General features: G+C 72.8%; 11 protein-coding genes. 5 read left to right on the top strand and 6 right to left on the bottom strand.

The features are described from left to right. Positions 1–2 precede the first annotated feature (2 nt). Genes INT49_RS01070 through INT49_RS01055 form a run of 4 tightly spaced genes read left to right on the top strand, consistent with a single transcriptional unit; the run spans position 3 to position 7,187 of the window. Positions 3–1,205 carry a glycosyltransferase family 4 protein gene (locus tag INT49_RS01070; RefSeq protein WP_193115861.1) on the top strand — a complete coding sequence of 401 codons (1,203 nt, stop codon included), beginning with the start codon at positions 3–5 and terminating at the stop codon, positions 1,203–1,205. Further along, positions 1,202–3,163: an ABC transporter ATP-binding protein gene (locus INT49_RS01065; RefSeq protein WP_193115860.1), complete on the top strand. Its 1,962-nt coding sequence runs from the start codon at positions 1,202–1,204 to the stop codon at positions 3,161–3,163. The genes INT49_RS01070 and INT49_RS01065 overlap by 4 nt, the downstream gene beginning before the upstream one ends. Continuing rightward, positions 3,160–5,748: a phosphotransferase gene (locus INT49_RS01060; protein ID WP_193115859.1), complete on the top strand. Its 2,589-nt coding sequence runs from the start codon at positions 3,160–3,162 to the stop codon at positions 5,746–5,748. The genes INT49_RS01065 and INT49_RS01060 overlap by 4 nt, the downstream gene beginning before the upstream one ends. Positions 5,749–5,750: 2 nt before the next feature. Then, positions 5,751–7,187, top strand: a complete 1,437-nt coding sequence (locus tag INT49_RS01055; RefSeq protein ID WP_193115898.1) for a UDP-glucose dehydrogenase family protein — start codon at positions 5,751–5,753, stop codon at positions 7,185–7,187. Between the two features lie 58 nt (positions 7,188–7,245). Here the strand turns inward: INT49_RS01055 and INT49_RS01050 are convergent, their stop codons facing one another. The 5 genes from INT49_RS01050 to INT49_RS01030 form a co-directional block, all read right to left on the bottom strand. Next, positions 7,246–10,482: a YhgE/Pip domain-containing protein gene (locus tag INT49_RS01050; RefSeq protein ID WP_193115858.1), complete on the bottom strand. Its 3,237-nt coding sequence runs from the start codon at positions 10,480–10,482 to the stop codon at positions 7,246–7,248. A 219-nt stretch (positions 10,483–10,701) separates the two neighbouring features. Continuing rightward, on the bottom strand, positions 10,702–11,640 hold the full coding sequence (gene gluQRS, locus INT49_RS01045; RefSeq protein ID WP_193115857.1) for a tRNA glutamyl-Q(34) synthetase GluQRS: 939 nt from the start codon (positions 11,638–11,640) through the stop codon (positions 10,702–10,704). 11 nt (positions 11,641–11,651) lie between these two features. After that, complete coding sequence (locus tag INT49_RS01040; RefSeq protein ID WP_193115856.1) at positions 11,652–11,981, bottom strand: hypothetical protein; 330 nt, start codon at positions 11,979–11,981, stop codon at positions 11,652–11,654. A 74-nt stretch (positions 11,982–12,055) separates the two neighbouring features. Next, on the bottom strand, positions 12,056–12,751 hold the full coding sequence (locus INT49_RS01035) for a GNAT family N-acetyltransferase (RefSeq protein ID WP_193115855.1): 696 nt from the start codon (positions 12,749–12,751) through the stop codon (positions 12,056–12,058). 34 nt (positions 12,752–12,785) lie between these two features. After that, positions 12,786–13,574 carry a hypothetical protein gene (locus tag INT49_RS01030; RefSeq protein WP_193115854.1) on the bottom strand — a complete coding sequence of 263 codons (789 nt, stop codon included), beginning with the start codon at positions 13,572–13,574 and terminating at the stop codon, positions 12,786–12,788. 260 nt (positions 13,575–13,834) lie between these two features. Here INT49_RS01030 and INT49_RS01025 point away from each other — a divergent pair, with 260 nt between their 5' ends. Then, positions 13,835–14,371, top strand: a complete 537-nt coding sequence (locus INT49_RS01025; RefSeq protein WP_193115853.1) for a peptidylprolyl isomerase — start codon at positions 13,835–13,837, stop codon at positions 14,369–14,371. 111 nt (positions 14,372–14,482) lie between these two features. Here INT49_RS01025 and INT49_RS01020 read toward each other — a convergent pair whose 3' ends face one another. After that, a complete protein-coding gene (locus INT49_RS01020; RefSeq protein WP_193115852.1) occupies positions 14,483–15,685 on the bottom strand; it encodes a hypothetical protein in 1,203 nt (400 codons plus the stop codon). Positions 15,686–15,710 lie beyond the last annotated feature (25 nt).

Raw genomic sequence — 15,710 nt, 5'->3', positions numbered from 1 at the left:
CCATGCGCATCGCCTACATCCTGCTCGACCCCGGTATCGGGGTGTTCGGCACCAAGGGCGCCTCCGTGCACGTCCAGGAGGTGATCCGAGCCCTGCGCGCCGACGGCCACGAGGTCACCGTGTTCTGCACGCGCGTCGATGAGCACGTGCCCGCCGACCTCTCCGATCTCGAGGTGCGCCGCCACCGCCTGCCCAAGGGCACCGGCGCCGAGCGCGAACAGGCCGTCGCCACCGCTGCCGGCGAGATCGCCGCGGCGATCACCGCAGGCGGCTTCGACCTCGCCTACGAGCGCTACTCCCTGTTCTCCGACGCCCTCGCCCGTCTCGCGGATCCCGCCGCCGGCCCGCCAGTGCCCGGGATCCTCGAGGTCAACGCCCCGCTGATCGAGGAGCAGCGACGCCACCGTCACCTGCACGACGAATCCGCCGCGCTCGGCGCCACCCGCGCCCAGCTGCAGGCCGCCCAGGTGGTCTCCTGCGTCTCCCCGGCCGTCGCCGCTTGGAGCCGCGGCCAGGGCGCGGAGCCCGATCGCGTGGTCGTCACCCCCAATGGGGTGAACACCGCCCGCATCACCCCGCGTCCGCACCGCGGGGCTGACCTCGGCACCGCCGGCACTGCCCGCACTGCTGATATTGCCGGAACTGCCGATGAGGCCGACGCAACCGTGACCGTCGGCTTCGTGGGCACCCTCAAGCCCTGGCACGGCACCGACCTGCTGCTGCGGGCCCTCGCCCGCACCCACGGCGACCTGCGCCTGGACATCTGCGGCACCGGCCCCCAGCAGGAGGAGCTCGAGCAGCTCGCCGCCGAGCTGGGCATCGCCGACCGGGTGCTGCTGCGCGGCGCCGTGGCCCCCGAGCTGGTGCCCGCGGTGCTGCACGGCCTCGACATCGCCGTGGCGCCCTACCCGGCCGGCGAGCACTACTTCTCGCCGCTGAAGGTCTACGAGTACCTCGCCGCGGGCCTGCCCGTGGTCGCCTCCGCGATCGGCACCATCCCCGAGGTGCTGCGCGACGGCGAGCTGGGCATGCTCGTCGAGCCCGGGGACATCGACGCCCTCGCCGCCGCCCTCGACACCCTGGCCGCGGATCCGGCGCGTCGGGACCGGCTGGGGCGCGCCGCCCGCGAGGCCGCGCTCGCCGAGCACGACTGGCGCAGCCGTTGCCGGGGCCTGCTGGCGCGGATGGAGGTGACCGTCCGATGAGCAGCTCCGCTCGTTCGAAGAAGGACCGGATCGACCCGTCGGCCCTGCGCCGCACTCTGCGGATCATCCGCCCCCACCTCCCGCGCCACCTGCTGCTGTGCGGCCTGGGCATGCTCGCCCTGCTCGCCGACGTCGTGTTCCGGGTGCTCGAGCCCTGGCCGCTGAAGTACGCGGTCGACGCGGTGACCTCGTCGCTCGGCGCCTCGATGCCGGATTCCACGCCGTTCGGCCTGGATCTCACCGGGACGGTGGTGGCCGCCGCGATCGGTCTCGTGATCATCGTCGGCGGCCGCGCCGCCGCCAACTACCTCGCCACCGTCTCCTTCGCGAAGGTCGGGGCGCGGATCGCCACCGAGCTGCGCACCCGCGTGTTCGACCATGTGCAGGCCCTCTCGCTGCGCTACCACCAGAAGGCGTCGATCGGGGACACCTCCCAGCGCCTGGTGGGGGACATGGGGCGCCTGCAGGACGTCGCGGTCACCGCCGGCCTGCCGCTGGTGGGCAACGTGATCACCCTCGGCGTGCTGCTGGTGGTGATGACCCTTCTCGAGCCGCGGCTGGCCCTGATCGTGGTGGTCGCCGCGATCGGGTACCTGCTGCTCTCGCGCACCTCCTCGCCGGAGATCGTCACCGCCTCCCGCAGCACCCGCAAGGGCGAGGGCTCCCTGGTGGGCGCCGCCGCCGAGGCGCTCGGCGCGATCCGCGTGGTGCAGTCCTACGGGCTGGAGAAGACTGTCGCCCACGAGTTCGCCGGCGGCAACGAGAAGGCCATGAAGGCCGGCGTGCGGGCCAAGCGCCTGGCCGCCGGGCTCGAGCGCTCCACGGACGTGCTGGTGGGCATCGCGCAGGCCGCGGTGCTGATCGCCGGCTCGCTGCAGGTGCTGCGCGGGTCCATGACCCCGGGCGACCTGGTGCTGTTCATGATGTACCTGAAGATCGCGATGAAGCCCCTGCGGGACATGGCCAAGTACACCGGCCGTATCGCCCGCGCCACCGCCTCCGGGGAGCGCATCGCGGACCTGCTGGACGAGCAGATCGAGATCACCGATCCGCCGCACCCGGAATCCCTGGCCGGCGCCCCCGGCACGGTCGAGATCCGGGGCCTGCGCTCCCGGGACGGCCACGGCCGCCCGCTGTTCGACGGGCTCGACCTCACCATTCCCGAGGGCCAGCATCTGGGCATCCTGGGCCCGTCCGGCGGCGGCAAGTCCACGCTGGTCTCCTACCTGATCCGGCTCGCCGAACCCGAGGACGGCGTGCTCCGCGTGGGCGGTCACGACGTGCGGTCGGTGGCGCTCGAGGACCTGCGCCGGCACCTCTCGGTGCTCCCGCAGGAATCCGTGCTGTTCTCCGTCTCGGTGAGGGAGAACATCCGCTACGGCCGTGAGGACGCGAGCGACGCCGAGATCGAGGAGGCGGCCCGCCGGGCGGGCGCTCACGACTTCGTGAGCGGTCTGCCCGACGGGTACGACACCGTGCTCGGCAACCGCGGGGACACCCTCTCCGGCGGGCAGCGCCAGCGCATCGCGATCGCCCGCGCGCTGATCCGTCATTCGCCCGTCGTGGTGCTCGACGAGCCCACCACCGGCCTCGATCCTGCCTCGAAGGCGCAGGTGGGCGAGTCCCTCCGGGAGCTCTCCCGGGATCGCACCACCATCTCGATCACCCACGACGCCGCAGCGGTCGAGGGTCTGGATCGCGTGCTGTGGCTCGAGGACGGCGCCATCCTCGAGGACGGCAGCCCCCGCGCCCTCGCCGCCGATCCGGACTCCCGCTACGCGCGCTGGATGCTCGAGCAGCGGGCCGACGAGGATGCCCCCGACGACGCGGCGGCGGACACCCGGCCCGACGATGCGGGCGACGACGGGCACGACACGGCGGCGGACGCCTGGTCCGACGCGGAGCTCGACGCCTGGCATCTGGAGGCCCCGGCCTTTCCGAAGGAGGCCCGCTCATGAGCACCGCCCGTCTCGCCGCGCACGCCGATCTGCCCGGTGTCGAGCAGCTCCTGGAGCCCGGTGCGCTCTCCGCGCTGCACGGGGAGGACCTCTCGCTCCTCAGGGGCCGCCTCAAGCCCGGCGCGAGCGCGCTGGTCGCACACTGTCAGGTCGCCGCCGCCGCTGATGCCGACGCCGATGCCGATGTCGATGCCGACGCCGCGCGCGGGCCGTCGCCCGAGGGCATCGGCTGGACTCTCCTGATCGCCTCCCCGCACAAGCGGGACGGCGTGCTGCGTCGCGCCGCCCGCTCCGGGGCCGAGGTGCACGAGCACACCTGCCCCGCCGACGGGCCGTTCCTGCTCAGCGGCGGTCTCGAGGCGGACCCTCGACTGGGACGGCTGGTGCACCGCGTGCTGCGCTCGCTCCGGCAGACGCCGCGGGTCCTCAGCTACAACCCCGCCCGCCACCTGGTGCTGCATCTCCCGCAGACGGGGCAGGTCGTGCGCATCGCCACCCGCCCTCTGGACGACCTGCTGCACGTCACTCGCTGCTGGATCGCGCTGGGCGTGCCCACCATCGCGCAGCGGCCATGGCGTCGACGCTCATCCGTGCTGGTCAGTGAGCACTGGGGGACGGGCGATCTGGCGCACCATGCCCAGCATCGGCGGGCTCTTCGCGCCGCCGAAGCTGCCGGTGCGGCGCTGTCGCAGCTGCATGACGCCGCGGTCGCGGCCGACGAGCTGCCTGAGGCACGCCTCGGCGAGCGGATCCCCGCGACCCTGCCGGAGATCGCGGCCCTGCTCCCCGAGCAGGCGCCTGCCGTGCACCGTCTCGGGCGGCTGCTGCGGGACCGGCTGCCCGAACACCCCCGCACCGGGCTGATCCACGGCGACCTCAGCCCCGACCAGGTGCTCCTGGACCTCCAGGACACGGGTTCCCTCCCGCAGATCCGCGTCATCGACCTGGACCGCTCCGGCCACGGGCCGCTCGGCGCCGACCTCGGAAGCTGGCTGGCGGCGTGCCTGAGCGCGGACACCCCGGAGCTGGGAGCTGCGCTGCTGGCCGGCTATGCCCGCGCGGGCACGCCGCCCGAGGCGGACGAGCTCGCGGCCTGGACCGCCCGCGCCCTGCTGGCCGGGGCGGTCGACCCCGTCCGCCGATTCCGCACCGACTGGCCCATCCTCGTCGGCCGACGCCTGGAGCTGGCCGCGGCGATCCTCGAGGACCCCGCTCACCTCACCAAAGCCCTGTCGGCCGCGCCCCGCGGCGACCGCGGCGCACCCGTCGCCGCCACCGGCCCGATCGCGCCTGCCGTCGCGACCGACTCGGCCGCGACTGACCCGGCCGCACCGGTCGTCCCCGCCGCACCCGGCGCCGCGACCGACCCAGCCGTGGCTGTCGTCCCCGAGCGGGTCCTCGCCGACGGTGCCGTGTGGGCGGTCGATCGCGCCTGGCCCCATGACGGCCGCGGCATCCCCCTCGAGCTCCGCGCCGAAGACCCCGAAGACCCTGAAGACACCGCAGACACCGCAGACACCGCAGACACCGGGAACGCGGAGGACCCTGCCGAGCGCACCGACTCCGCGACCGCTCGCCGCGGGCCGCGCGGCGCCCGGCTGGACCCCGAGACCGGTGAGGTGACCGTCTTCGCCCCGGGCACGGATCCTCGCCTGCCCGGACTCGCCCGCTGCCTGGACGCGCACCCCGACGCCGAGGTCGTCTCCCACCGGCCCGGGAAGCGCGCCGTGGTGCGCGTCCCCGCCGCCGGTGAGCAGGGCGAGCGATACGTGAAGATCGTCCGCCCCGGCCGAGCACAGCGTCTCCGTGACGCTCTGACCAGCGCAGCCTCCTTCGACGGGCCCTTCCGGCTGCAGCAGGAGATCACGGCTGACGAGGACTCGGTGACCACCGCCGCGCTCGCTGGGCGCACCCTGCACGAGGGGCTCCCGCTCGAGGACGGCGTCTGGCGCCGCGCCTGGCGCGAGACCCTCACCGCGTGGGCGCAGGCCCTCGCCGCAGGTCCGGTGACTCCGCCCGAGGGCGCCGTGCACGGTCCCGCCGAGGAGAGCGCCGTGCTGGAGAGCTGGCGCGACCGGGCCCGGCTCGTCGACCCCCTCGGCAGCGATCTGCGGGAGCGCGCGATCGAGGCCGCGCGGCGCGAGCTCGGCCGCCTCACGGCTCCGGAGCGTCCGGCCCTGATCCACCGCGACCTCCACGACAAGCAGATCCTCCACGCCCCGGGCCTGGCCCCCGGACTGCTCGACGTGGACACCGCCGTGCTCGGCGATCCCGCTCTGGACCTCGCGAACCTGCGGGCCCACGCCAGCTGGCGCGAGCTGCAGGGGATCTGGAACGCGGAGCACGCCCGGATCGCTCGCGAGGAGATCGACGCGGCCGCGCTGCGTGCGCGGATCCCCGCCGCCACCCTCGCCGCGTACGAGAGCGGCACGCTGGCCCGTCTGACCTGCGTGTACGCCTTCCGTCCGCGTTGGCGCGCCCTCGCCCGAGAGCTCGCCGCGGATCTCCGCCCCGCCCCGGGAGCCCCACCTGTCGCTCCCGACGACCTGCTGCATATCCCCGACGAGAGGACCGTGACGACATGACCCTGAGGATCTCCGTGATCGGGATCGGCTACCTCGGTGCCGTCCACGCCGCGAGCATGGCCGAGCTGGGCCACGAGGTGATCGGCCTGGACGTGGACCGTGACCGCGTCGCCGCCCTGCAGGCGGGCCACGCGCCCTTCCACGAGCCCGGCTTCGACGAGCTGCTCCAGCGCGGGCTCGACAGCGGCCGCCTGCGCTTCACCTCCGACTACGCCGAGCTCGCCGACGCCGACGTGCACTTCCTGGGCCTGGGAACCCCCCAGCTGGCGGACGGGATGGGCGCCGATCTCGGCCACCTGCGCTCCGCCATCGCCTCGCTCACCGAGGTGCTCCCCGCCCGAGGCGGCGCCCCGACGCTCGTGGTCGGCAAGTCCACCGTGCCCGCGGGCACCAGCCGCGAGCTCGCGGCGACGCTCGAGCAGGTCGACGGCGCCCGCTTGATGTGGAACCCCGAGTTCCTCCGCGAGGGCTTCGCCGTCCAGGACACCCTCGTCCCGGACCGTCTGGTCTACGGCGTGCCCAGCGGCGACGAGCAGGACGAGCGCGTCGCTATGCTCGACGCCGTGTACGCCCCGATCCTCGAGCGCGGCGTGACCCGTCTGGTGATGGGATACGAGGCCGCAGAGCTGGTGAAGGTCTCGGCCAACGCGTTCCTGGCCACCAAGATCTCCTTCATCAACGCCGTGGCGGAGATGTGCGAGGCCACCGGGGCCGACGTCACCGATGTCTCCCGTGCACTGGGCATGGACGACCGCATCGGGGCGAAGTTCCTGCGCGCCGGGCTGGGCTTCGGGGGCGGCTGCCTGCCCAAGGACATCCGGGCCTTCCTGGCCAGCGCCGAGGACCACGGCGTCGGCGACGCCCTCGGCTTCCTGCGCGAGGTGGACGCCGTCAACGGACGCCGCCGCACCCGCATGGTCGCGCTCGCTGAGGAGACGCTCGGCGGGCTGGAGGGACGGCGCATCACGGTGCTCGGTGCGGCGTTCAAGCCGGACAGCGACGACGTGCGCGACTCGCCGGCCCTCGAGGTCGCGTCCCGGCTGAGGGCCGCCGGGGCCCGGGTGACCGTCACCGATCCCGAGGCGCTGCGCACGGCGCAGCGGAGCATCCCGGGCCTGTGCACGGTCCCGGACACCCAAGAGGCCCTGCGCGATGCGGAGCTGGTGCTGCTGCTGACGGAGTGGCGCGAGTACCGCGATCTCGACCCGGTGGCCACTGCCGACCTGGTCGCCTCGCCGCGGATCATCGACGGCCGTGCGGTGCTGGACCCGCAGGCCTGGAGGGAGGCCGGTTGGGAGTTCCGAGCGCTCGGTCGGCCCGATTCCGAGGCGCCGGAAGCGCCCCAGAATCCCGGATCCTCCGAGGGTCCGGTGAGCTCCGACGAGGCCATCACCCCAGGTCGCGTGCTGTCCCCCTCGGGAGTGCGCGTGCCCGCCTGAGCGTCCTGGCGATGACGGTGGAGAACGCCGAACAGGCCTTCCGGGAGTCCTGACGAGGTCAGGCGGGATCAGGGGCGGCCTCCGCGTCCGCGCTGCCGGCCTCCTGCAGGTCCGCGTCGTCCTCGGCCCGCTGGGCGCGTCGCCGCTGCACCACGGCTCCGGCCAGCCCCAGCAGGACGCCGAGCAGCAGCCAGCCCGAGAGCCACAGCAGATCCTCCGTCGGATTCACCCAGCTGCCGCCGATCGCTCCGCGGAACGCATCCACGGCGTGGGTCATCGGCAGGTACGGATGGATGATCTGGAAGAACTGCGGCAGGGTCTGCGTGGGATAGGTGCCGCCGGCCCCTGAGATCTGCAGGGCGATCAGCACCAGCGCCACGAACTTCCCGACGGGCCCGAACAGAGCCCCGAAGCCGTGGTTCAGTGCGACGAACACGAGACTCGTCAGCGCCGCGAGGCCGAACATCAGCGGCAGGTCCCGCATCGTGATGTCGACGGCCCAGTGCAGCGCGCTGACGGCGATCGCCGTCTGCACCAGTCCCAGCAGGAAAGCCGGGACCAGGCCGCCGGCGAGCAGACGCACCGGCCCCGCCCCGCGGGCGGCGGCCTCGGCGGAGAACGGCGGCATCATGAGGAAGATGGCCATGCCGCCCACCCAGAGGCTGATCGCGAGGAACAGCGGGGCCAGGCCCTCGCCGAACCGGGACAGTTCGTTGGCGCGCTCGAAGCTCATCTGCACCGGGTCCGACGCCGTCTCCGCGAGGTCCGCGCTCTCGTCGTCGGTGTAGGCGGGCACGTCGTCCTTGGAGTCCTCCAGGCCGTCGCGCAGCTCGGCGGAGCCGTCGGCGAGCTCTCCGGCGCCGTCATCGAGGGTCACGGCGCCCTCGGCCAGGTCGCCGGCCCCGTCGTCCACCTGACCGGCACCGTCGGCGAGCTCTCCGGCGCCCGAGTCGAGGCGGCCCGCGCCGTCGGCGAGCTCCCCGGCGCCCGAGCTGGCGTCGCCGAGACCGTCGGCGAGCGTCCCCGCTCCTGCCGTGAGCTGCGAGGAGCCGTCGGCGAGGTCCTCGGCGCCCGAGCGGGCGGTGCCCACGCCGTCGGTGTACTGGCCCAGCCCGGAGGCGAGATCCTGGGCACCGGAGTTCGCGGTGCCGGACGCCGTCGCGAGCTCCCCGGCGCCGGTCGAGAGATCCTGCGCACCGCTGTTCAGGCGGTGCACGTCGTCCGCGCCCTGCTGGAGCGTCCCGTAGGCCTCGGGCAGTGCGGCGGCCGCGGTGCGCGCCTGTGCGGCGAGCTCCTCGGCGCGATCGCTCGCGGACGTGCCCTGGTCGGGATCCGAGGTACCCGCTGCGGCGTCCTCTCGCAGGTCCGAGAGCGCGGAGTCCAGCGCCGAGGCGTCCTCGGTGAGTGTGCCGGTGGTGCCGGCGACCTGCGAGGTGCCCTCGGCGATCGTGCTGGTCGTGGTCGAGAGCTCATCGAGGGAGTCGACGATGTTGTTCGCGGCGGTGGACATCCCGGAGGCGGTGTCCGCGATGCCCGTGGACCGCTCGGCGGCCTTGGCGGCGGCGTCGTCGGCTGCCTCCGCATCGGTCACGGCCGTGTCGGCATCGTCCCGGGTCGGCTCGGAGGTTTCGGACAGCTCGGCGAGCTCCGCGCACAGTGCGGCATCGCTCGCGCCACCGTCGCCTTCTCCGTCTCCACCGCCGTCACTCGGGTCGTCGCTGTCGCCGTTGCCGCCCTCGCCGCCGTCGCCGCCGGTGCACTGTTCGGCGACGAGGTCGTCCACGCGGGCGGTGTAGTCGTCGATGCTGGCCTTCGAGGCCGAGGCGCTCTCGGCGGCGTCCCCGGTCGCCGTCTTGACCTCCTGGACCTCCCCGTCGAGAGTCTCGACCTCGTCGCCAATGCTCGTGGCGCCCTCCTGGAGGGTCTTGGCGTCCTCGAAGCGGTCACCAGTGTCGGCGGCGAGGGCCTGCGCGCTGTCGTCGACGCTGGTCGCCGCCTCGTTCAGGGTGGCCATCGAGCTCGCGAGCGACTCCGCGTCGGTGCCGGGCTGCTCGAGGGCGTCGGTGACGGAGGTTGCCGCGTCCTCGAGGGTGTCGATCGCGGCGATGAGGTCGTCGGTCGCGGTCTGCACGCTCTCGGGCGTCACACCGATCTCCTGGGCGCGCTCCTGCGCGGCGGAGATGGTGTCGTCCAGCTGCTGGGTGCCGCCGGCGACCTGATCGGCGCCTCCGGCCAGGGCGCTCGCGCCGGTCGCGAGCTGATCCGTGCCCGCGGCGAGCTGGTTAGCGCCGGAGCGCAGCGGCCGACCCTTCTCATCGAGCGTCACCAGGCCCGTGCTGAGCTGCTGAGCACCGGCGTTCAGCGTGGCAGTGCCGTCGCGCAGCTCGACCGCTCCCGCGGAGAGCTGGTCCAGGCCCACCACCAGGTCGAGGCTGCCGCCGTGCAGGGTGGAGGCCCCGTCGGCGAGCTCGTCGGCGCCGCCGACGAGACTGCTGGTGCCGTCCTTGAGGTCGCTGGTCCCGGTGACCAGATCACCGGTGCCGTCGTGCAGCTCGGAGGAGCCGTCGGCGAGCTGCGTGGCGCCGTCCGCGGCGTCGACGATGCCGTCATGGATGGTCGTGAAGCCCACGTAGATGTTGTCGAGGTACTCCTCGAGCACGCTCCCGCGCAGCGAGTCCGTCAGCGCGGTGCCGACGGACTTGGTGAAGTTGCCGCCCACGTAGTTGATGGCGTCGTTGGTGGTGATGGTCAGCAGTCCCGGGGCGGTCTCGGCGGCGTCCTCGGGATCCCCGCCCAGGCCCGCGATGTTCTCGGAGAAGTCGGAGGGGATCTCCACCGTCGCTCCGTAGGTGCCGTCCTCGAGGCCCCGATGCGCTTCCTCCGGGGAGACCTCAACGAAGTGGAAGACGTTCTCCTTGTCGATGTCCAGCAGTGTGTCCGTGAACTCAGCGCCCACGTCCAGATGGGTCTCGTCGCCGCCGGGCGGTGTCATCGTCGCGCCCTCGTCCTCATTGACCACCGCGGCGGTGATCTGGTTCAGGGAGTTCGAGGGATCACGGAAGGACCACGTCATGTTCCCCGAGTAGATCAGCGGGACCAGCGCGAGGCCGACGACGAACAGTGCCGCGATCGGCTTCTTCCACTCCCCGGGCAGCAGCGCGACAGCCCCGCGTCCGGCCGCGGCGGTGCCGCGTCCGAGGGAGCGGGCGGCGGAGGCGATCGAGGAGATGATGGCGTGGACCGCGGTCGACAATGCGGTCGACAGGGCGGTCAGTAGCGTTCGGAGGAATCCCATCACGAGCAACACGATACATTCGTGTATCGAGGTTTGCTCCACTCGGCGTCGAAGTGTGGTGTGGAAAACGTGCCGACCCTCTGCATGGCCTGGTGAATTCGGGATCGACAGCGTCTGCCGGACGGTGTACCCCCAGCTCGATGAGGGGGCGGGTGCCTAGCGCGCTGGGAGATGGCCTCCAGGGCCCTCTGCGAGGCCGCGGGTCGCGCCGGCGGCGACCTAGCGGTCGGGCAGGTCCACGATCCAGGGCTCGCGCGGCAGGGCCGACGGGTCCCAGCGCTCGAGCACGTCGGACGCGGTGCGGCACCCGGGCAGGCCCAGCGACTCCCCGATCCGTCCGACGACGTCCGCCGTGCTCTCACCGAGCTCGAGGCGATCGCGCAGGGTCACGGCACCGTCCCGCTTCGCCAGGCGCGCCCCGGCGGGGTTCACGGCGAGCGGCACGTGCGCATAGCGGGGCTCTGTCAGCCCGAGCAGCCGGGCGAGGTGGGCCTGGCGGGGTGCGGAGCTGAGGAGGTCATCGGCGCGGGTCACCTGGTCCACGCCGGCGGCCGCATCGTCCACGACGACCGCGAGGTTGTACGCCACCACCCCGTCGCCGCGACGCAGCACCAGGTCGTCCACCGTGCCGTGCACCTCGCCGGCCCACAGGTCCTGCACGGTCCAGGTGGTGACGTCGGCGCGCAGACGCAGGGCGGGCTCGCGTCGCAGCTGCCTCATCCGCTCGCGGCCCGCCTCCCGCTCGGCCTCGGTGAGGTCCCGGCAGGTGCCGGGATAGGCCCCCGGCGGGGCGTGCGGCGCACTCGGCGCCTCGAGGATCTCCCGACGCGTGCAGTAGCACTCGAACACCTGGTCATGAGCGCGCAGGTGCTCGATCGCCGCGTCATAGGCGGTGCCGCGCGCGGACTGCCGCACCACCTCGCCGTCCCAGTCCAGTCCGAGCGCGGTGAGATCCTCCAGCTGGCGCTGCTCGGAGCCCTCCCGCACGCGGTCCAGGTCCTCGATGCGCAGGCGGAAGGCGCGCCCGCTGCGGCGTGCCAGCACCCACGCGAGGATCGCCGTCCGCAGATTTCCCAGATGCAGGTCACCGCTGGGGGAGGGGGCGTAACGGCCCGCGCCGGAGGTCGGGGACGAGGTCGACAGCGGCGGGGCATCCATGGGATCCGAGTCTAGGCGGGGCCTGTCGATTCGCCGTCGGGTTCGCTGGCAGTGGCGCTGCCGTCATGCTCGTCGGCCGTGGGGCTGCTGTCTTGCTCGAGGGGCTCCGAGCTGCGGTCGTGCTCGTCGGCCGTGGGGCTGGCCCCGGCATCACCCCCCGACGGCGGGAGCACGATCTCCATCCGTCCGGTCTCCAGGAACGACGGATCGGTGCGCTCCTCCATCAGGCTGGTCGAGTCGGCCTCCGCGGCGATCTCGATGCCGGTGACCCGTTCGTTCGCTCCGGGGAAGTACTCGGGCAGGGACGGGATGCCACCGGGGCGGAGACGGTCTCTGCGCATGCTGGTCACTCTCCCTGTGCGATCTGCCGTCGTCATCGGCGGCAGGGTCCTCTCCGCGGGTCGTCACCGGCACCCTACGTGCCCGCCTCGTCCTCCGGCCGACGAACGAGCAGCACATCGCCTGTGCGCCCGCCGGGCGCCTCCTGCTCGGAGCGGAGGAAGCCGAGCCGCGCGGCGAGGGCGAGTGAGGGGCGGTTGCCCGCAGCGGTCACGGCGATCACCTTCTGATCTCGAGCGCCGAGCCGGGGGTCTGCGAGCACGGCGCGCACCGCCTCGGTGGCGATGCCGCACCCTGTCACTGCGGGGTCCAGGCGCCAGTAGGCGCTGAGGACATGCCCGCCCTCGAATGCGAGCGGGGTGAGGCCGACGACGCCCAGCAGCGAGTCCCGCGTGGTGAGCGCTCTCGCCGCAGCGTTGTCGGGCGCTGTTCTGGCCGCTGCCCGCGCTGCGGTGTCGGCGGTCGTCGTGTCCGCTGCGGTGCCGTCGTCCGCTGTGCGTCCGCGCACCGACCCCACTGCAGTGGGGCGCACCGTGAGATACCCGGTCCCATGCTCCTGCCAGGCCCGGATCCACTGCTGCAGCACCCAGCGCATCTGCTCGCGGTCGGTGAGCGGCTCGGTGAGGTCGTCGGCGAAGGCGAGAGGGTTCGCATGCAGCGCGAACAGCTCCTCGAGATCGCTCTCGGCCACGGGAGCCAGCAGCAGGCGCTCGGTGCGCAGCAGAACGGCGCGACGACCACCGTCGAAGGACGGGGTCGCCGCGCCGTGCACGGAATGCTCCGCGGTCAGCGTGCTGAGCCGGGACTCAGATGTCGCTGCGGTGGTTGCCGCGCTTCTCGTCGTCCGTGGCGCCGTTGCTCTGGTCGAGGTCGGAATCGACCTTGACCTCCTTGGGGGTCGTGTCCGAGGAGCGGTCTTCGCCCTTGAGGGCCTGCGCCACGTCGCCGGCGTCGGCCGAGCCGACGGTGTCCGAGACGGTCGAGGAGTCGTCCTCGCTCGAGGCGGAGGCCGGGTAGTGCGCACGGGCGAAGTCCGCGGGCGGTGCCCACGGGTCCTCGACCGGACGCGTCTTCTGCCAGGCGATGTAGCCCGCAGCGGCGCCGGCGGCGGCCAGCCCGAGGACGAGCAGCACCTTGCCGGCGCGGTTCTTCTTCGGGGCGGGCGTCGGGGCGAGCGCGGCCGACCTGATGTCGCCCTGGCCCTTCTCGAGCTCGCCACGGGCCGCGTCGACGGCGGCCTTCAGCACGGACCCGGTGGTCTCGGCGGTCTTGCGGGCGCGCGGGATGTAGTCGTCCTGCACGTCCTGCTTGAACTTGTCGGCGCGCGGGCCGAGGTTCGAGGACAGCTCGGAGAACTTCTCGCCCTGCTGGCGGAAGCGCTCCTCGACGCCCGGGCCGTACTGGTCCACGAGGCCGGTGGCGCGCGAGCGGGCCTCGCGAGCGCCCTCGGACACGACCGGGCCGACGGTCGCGGCGAGCTTCTGGAGCTCCTCCACGGCCTTCTCGGCCCTCTGTGCGGTCGAGCCTGCGGCGGCCGCGGTCTTCTCGGCCTGCTTCTTGGCCTTCTTGGACTCACGCTTGGTGGTCAGCGCCATGAGGTTCCCCTTTCGGTCGAATCCGCCGGGTCGGGCCGACGGTGGTCCCTGGGCCAAGGCGTCCGAGCGGACGTCATGACCCGTGTGGCACAACTCTAACGCGAGCGAGTATGTGCGGTCCTCGGGCAAAGGTCAGGTTTGCGCCCTGCCGAGCGGTCGGGCCAGGGCACAGCGGGTGTCCGCTGAGGGCGTACGGCTCCCACGGCGGCTCCGGGGCGGGCTCCCGGTGCCCGGTGCGGGGTCTGTGGGAAGATGAGCGCATGTTCGCAACTCTTCACACCACCAACGGGGACATCCGTCTCGAGCTGTTCCCCGATCACGCCCCCAAGACCGTCGACAACTTCGTGGGCCTCGCCGAGGGCACCCGCGAGTTCACCGACGCCGAGTCCGGCGAGAAGGTGACCCGCCCCTTCTACGACGGCGTCGTCTTCCACCGCATCATCTCCGGCTTCATGCTGCAGGGCGGCGACCCGCTGGGCACCGGCACCGGCGGCCCCGGCTACACCTTCGATGACGAGATCTCGGAGAAGAACTTCAACGAGCCCTACGTGCTGGCCATGGCGAACGCCGGCAAGCGTCGCAATGCGATCACCGGTCAGCCCTCCGGCACCAACGGTTCGCAGTTCTTCATCACCGTGGGTCCCACCCCGCACCTGCAGGGCAAGCACACCGTGTTCGGCGTCGTGGCCGACGAGGACTCCAAGAAGGTCGTCGACGCGATCGAGGCCGTCAAGACCGACATGCGTGACCGTCCGCTCGAGGACGTCGTCATCAACTCGGTGACCATCGAGAAGTGAGGCCATGAGCGCTTCCCAGCGCTCCCTCGCTCAACGCGCGCTCGGCGCCGTCGCAGTCTTGGCTCTGGCCGGATGCGGCGGCGCCGACGTCATTCCCGGCGCCTCGGGCGCTCAGGCGAAGGTGAGCTTCGCGGTGAGCGTCTCCTCGACCTGCTCAAACTCCTGGTCCAAGCCCTGGCCGAAGCGCGGCATGATCTCGAGGGTGGCGGTGTCCAGCGCGGCCGGGATCGTGAAGGTGGCGACGGTATCGGCATGGCTGTTGGAGAACATGGTGGCCTGGCTCTGTGCGGGGTGCAGCTCGGTGCCGTCGGGCAGGAGCAGGCGCACCTCGGTGCGGTCTTCGACGTTCGCGGAGTAGTCGCTCTCCCAGCTCAGCGGGACGACCAGGTGGATCTCATCCTCCTGCGCCCAGCCGAGGTCCCCGCCGTGGCCCACGCTCGCAGCGACGAAGGGGGACAGGTACGCCTCCTCGACGGTGCCGCGCAGGGTGATGACGTCCTGGCCGAAGCCGTCCGGGATCTGGGTCTCGAGGGCCCCGGCCTCGGAGATCTGCACCTCGAGGCCGCGCTCGTACATCCGCGGGGCCGGGGTGGTGAGGATCGTCCCGTCGATCAGGGAGATCTCCTGGGCGCCGTCCCCCGTCGTGGCGCGGACGGCCACGGCGGCCGCCTCCGGTGTGGCGTCCACGACGGCGAGCACGATGCCGCTGCGCTCCGCATCCCCCTTGCGCGTGCTGTCCACCCGGATCTCCTCATTCCCGCCCACGGTGAGGTGCAGCTCCGTGGAGGCGTTGGAGGGGTCCGGGGTCCAGCCCGGATCCGTCGACTCCCAGGCCGTGAGCAGGAACTTCTTCAGCTTGCCGGGCAGCAGGGTGGTGGCGGGCGACTCCTCGCCGGACAGGTCGGCGCCATCCGGCAGCGGAGCCTCCTCGCCGGTCAGCGCCGTGTACTGATCGGCCGTGAGGCTGTCGAGCAGGGCTGTGGCCGTCACGGTGACCTGCGCGTAGGGGTGCAGCAGCGTCTCGGAGTCCTCCAGGCGGGTCATCAGCCCGCCGGCGATGACCTCGTCCGTCACCTCGACCGCGGTGAGGTCCACGGTGGCGGAGGTGGCCGGGTCCGGCGCGGAGCTCGCGCCGTCGCCGCCCGTACCCTCGGCGCCCTCTGCACCGTCGGCCGCGCCCTGCGGAGCCTCGTCCTCCTTGTCGGAGGGGAGCAGTCCGCAGCCGGCCAGCAGCAGAGCAGGCGCTGAGAGCAGCACGCCGCGGCGGGCGAGGGTGTCGGGGCGAGCGGCGGCAGGGAGCAGGCGTCGAGGCATCGTGGAGCGCTTTCATCAAGGGTGG

This window comes from Brachybacterium tyrofermentans (assembly GCF_014897585.1).
GTDB lineage: Bacteria > Actinomycetota > Actinomycetes > Actinomycetales > Dermabacteraceae > Brachybacterium > Brachybacterium tyrofermentans.
The sequence above is the reverse complement of the archived record's forward strand: the minus strand, read 5'-3'. Positions and strand labels throughout refer to the sequence as shown.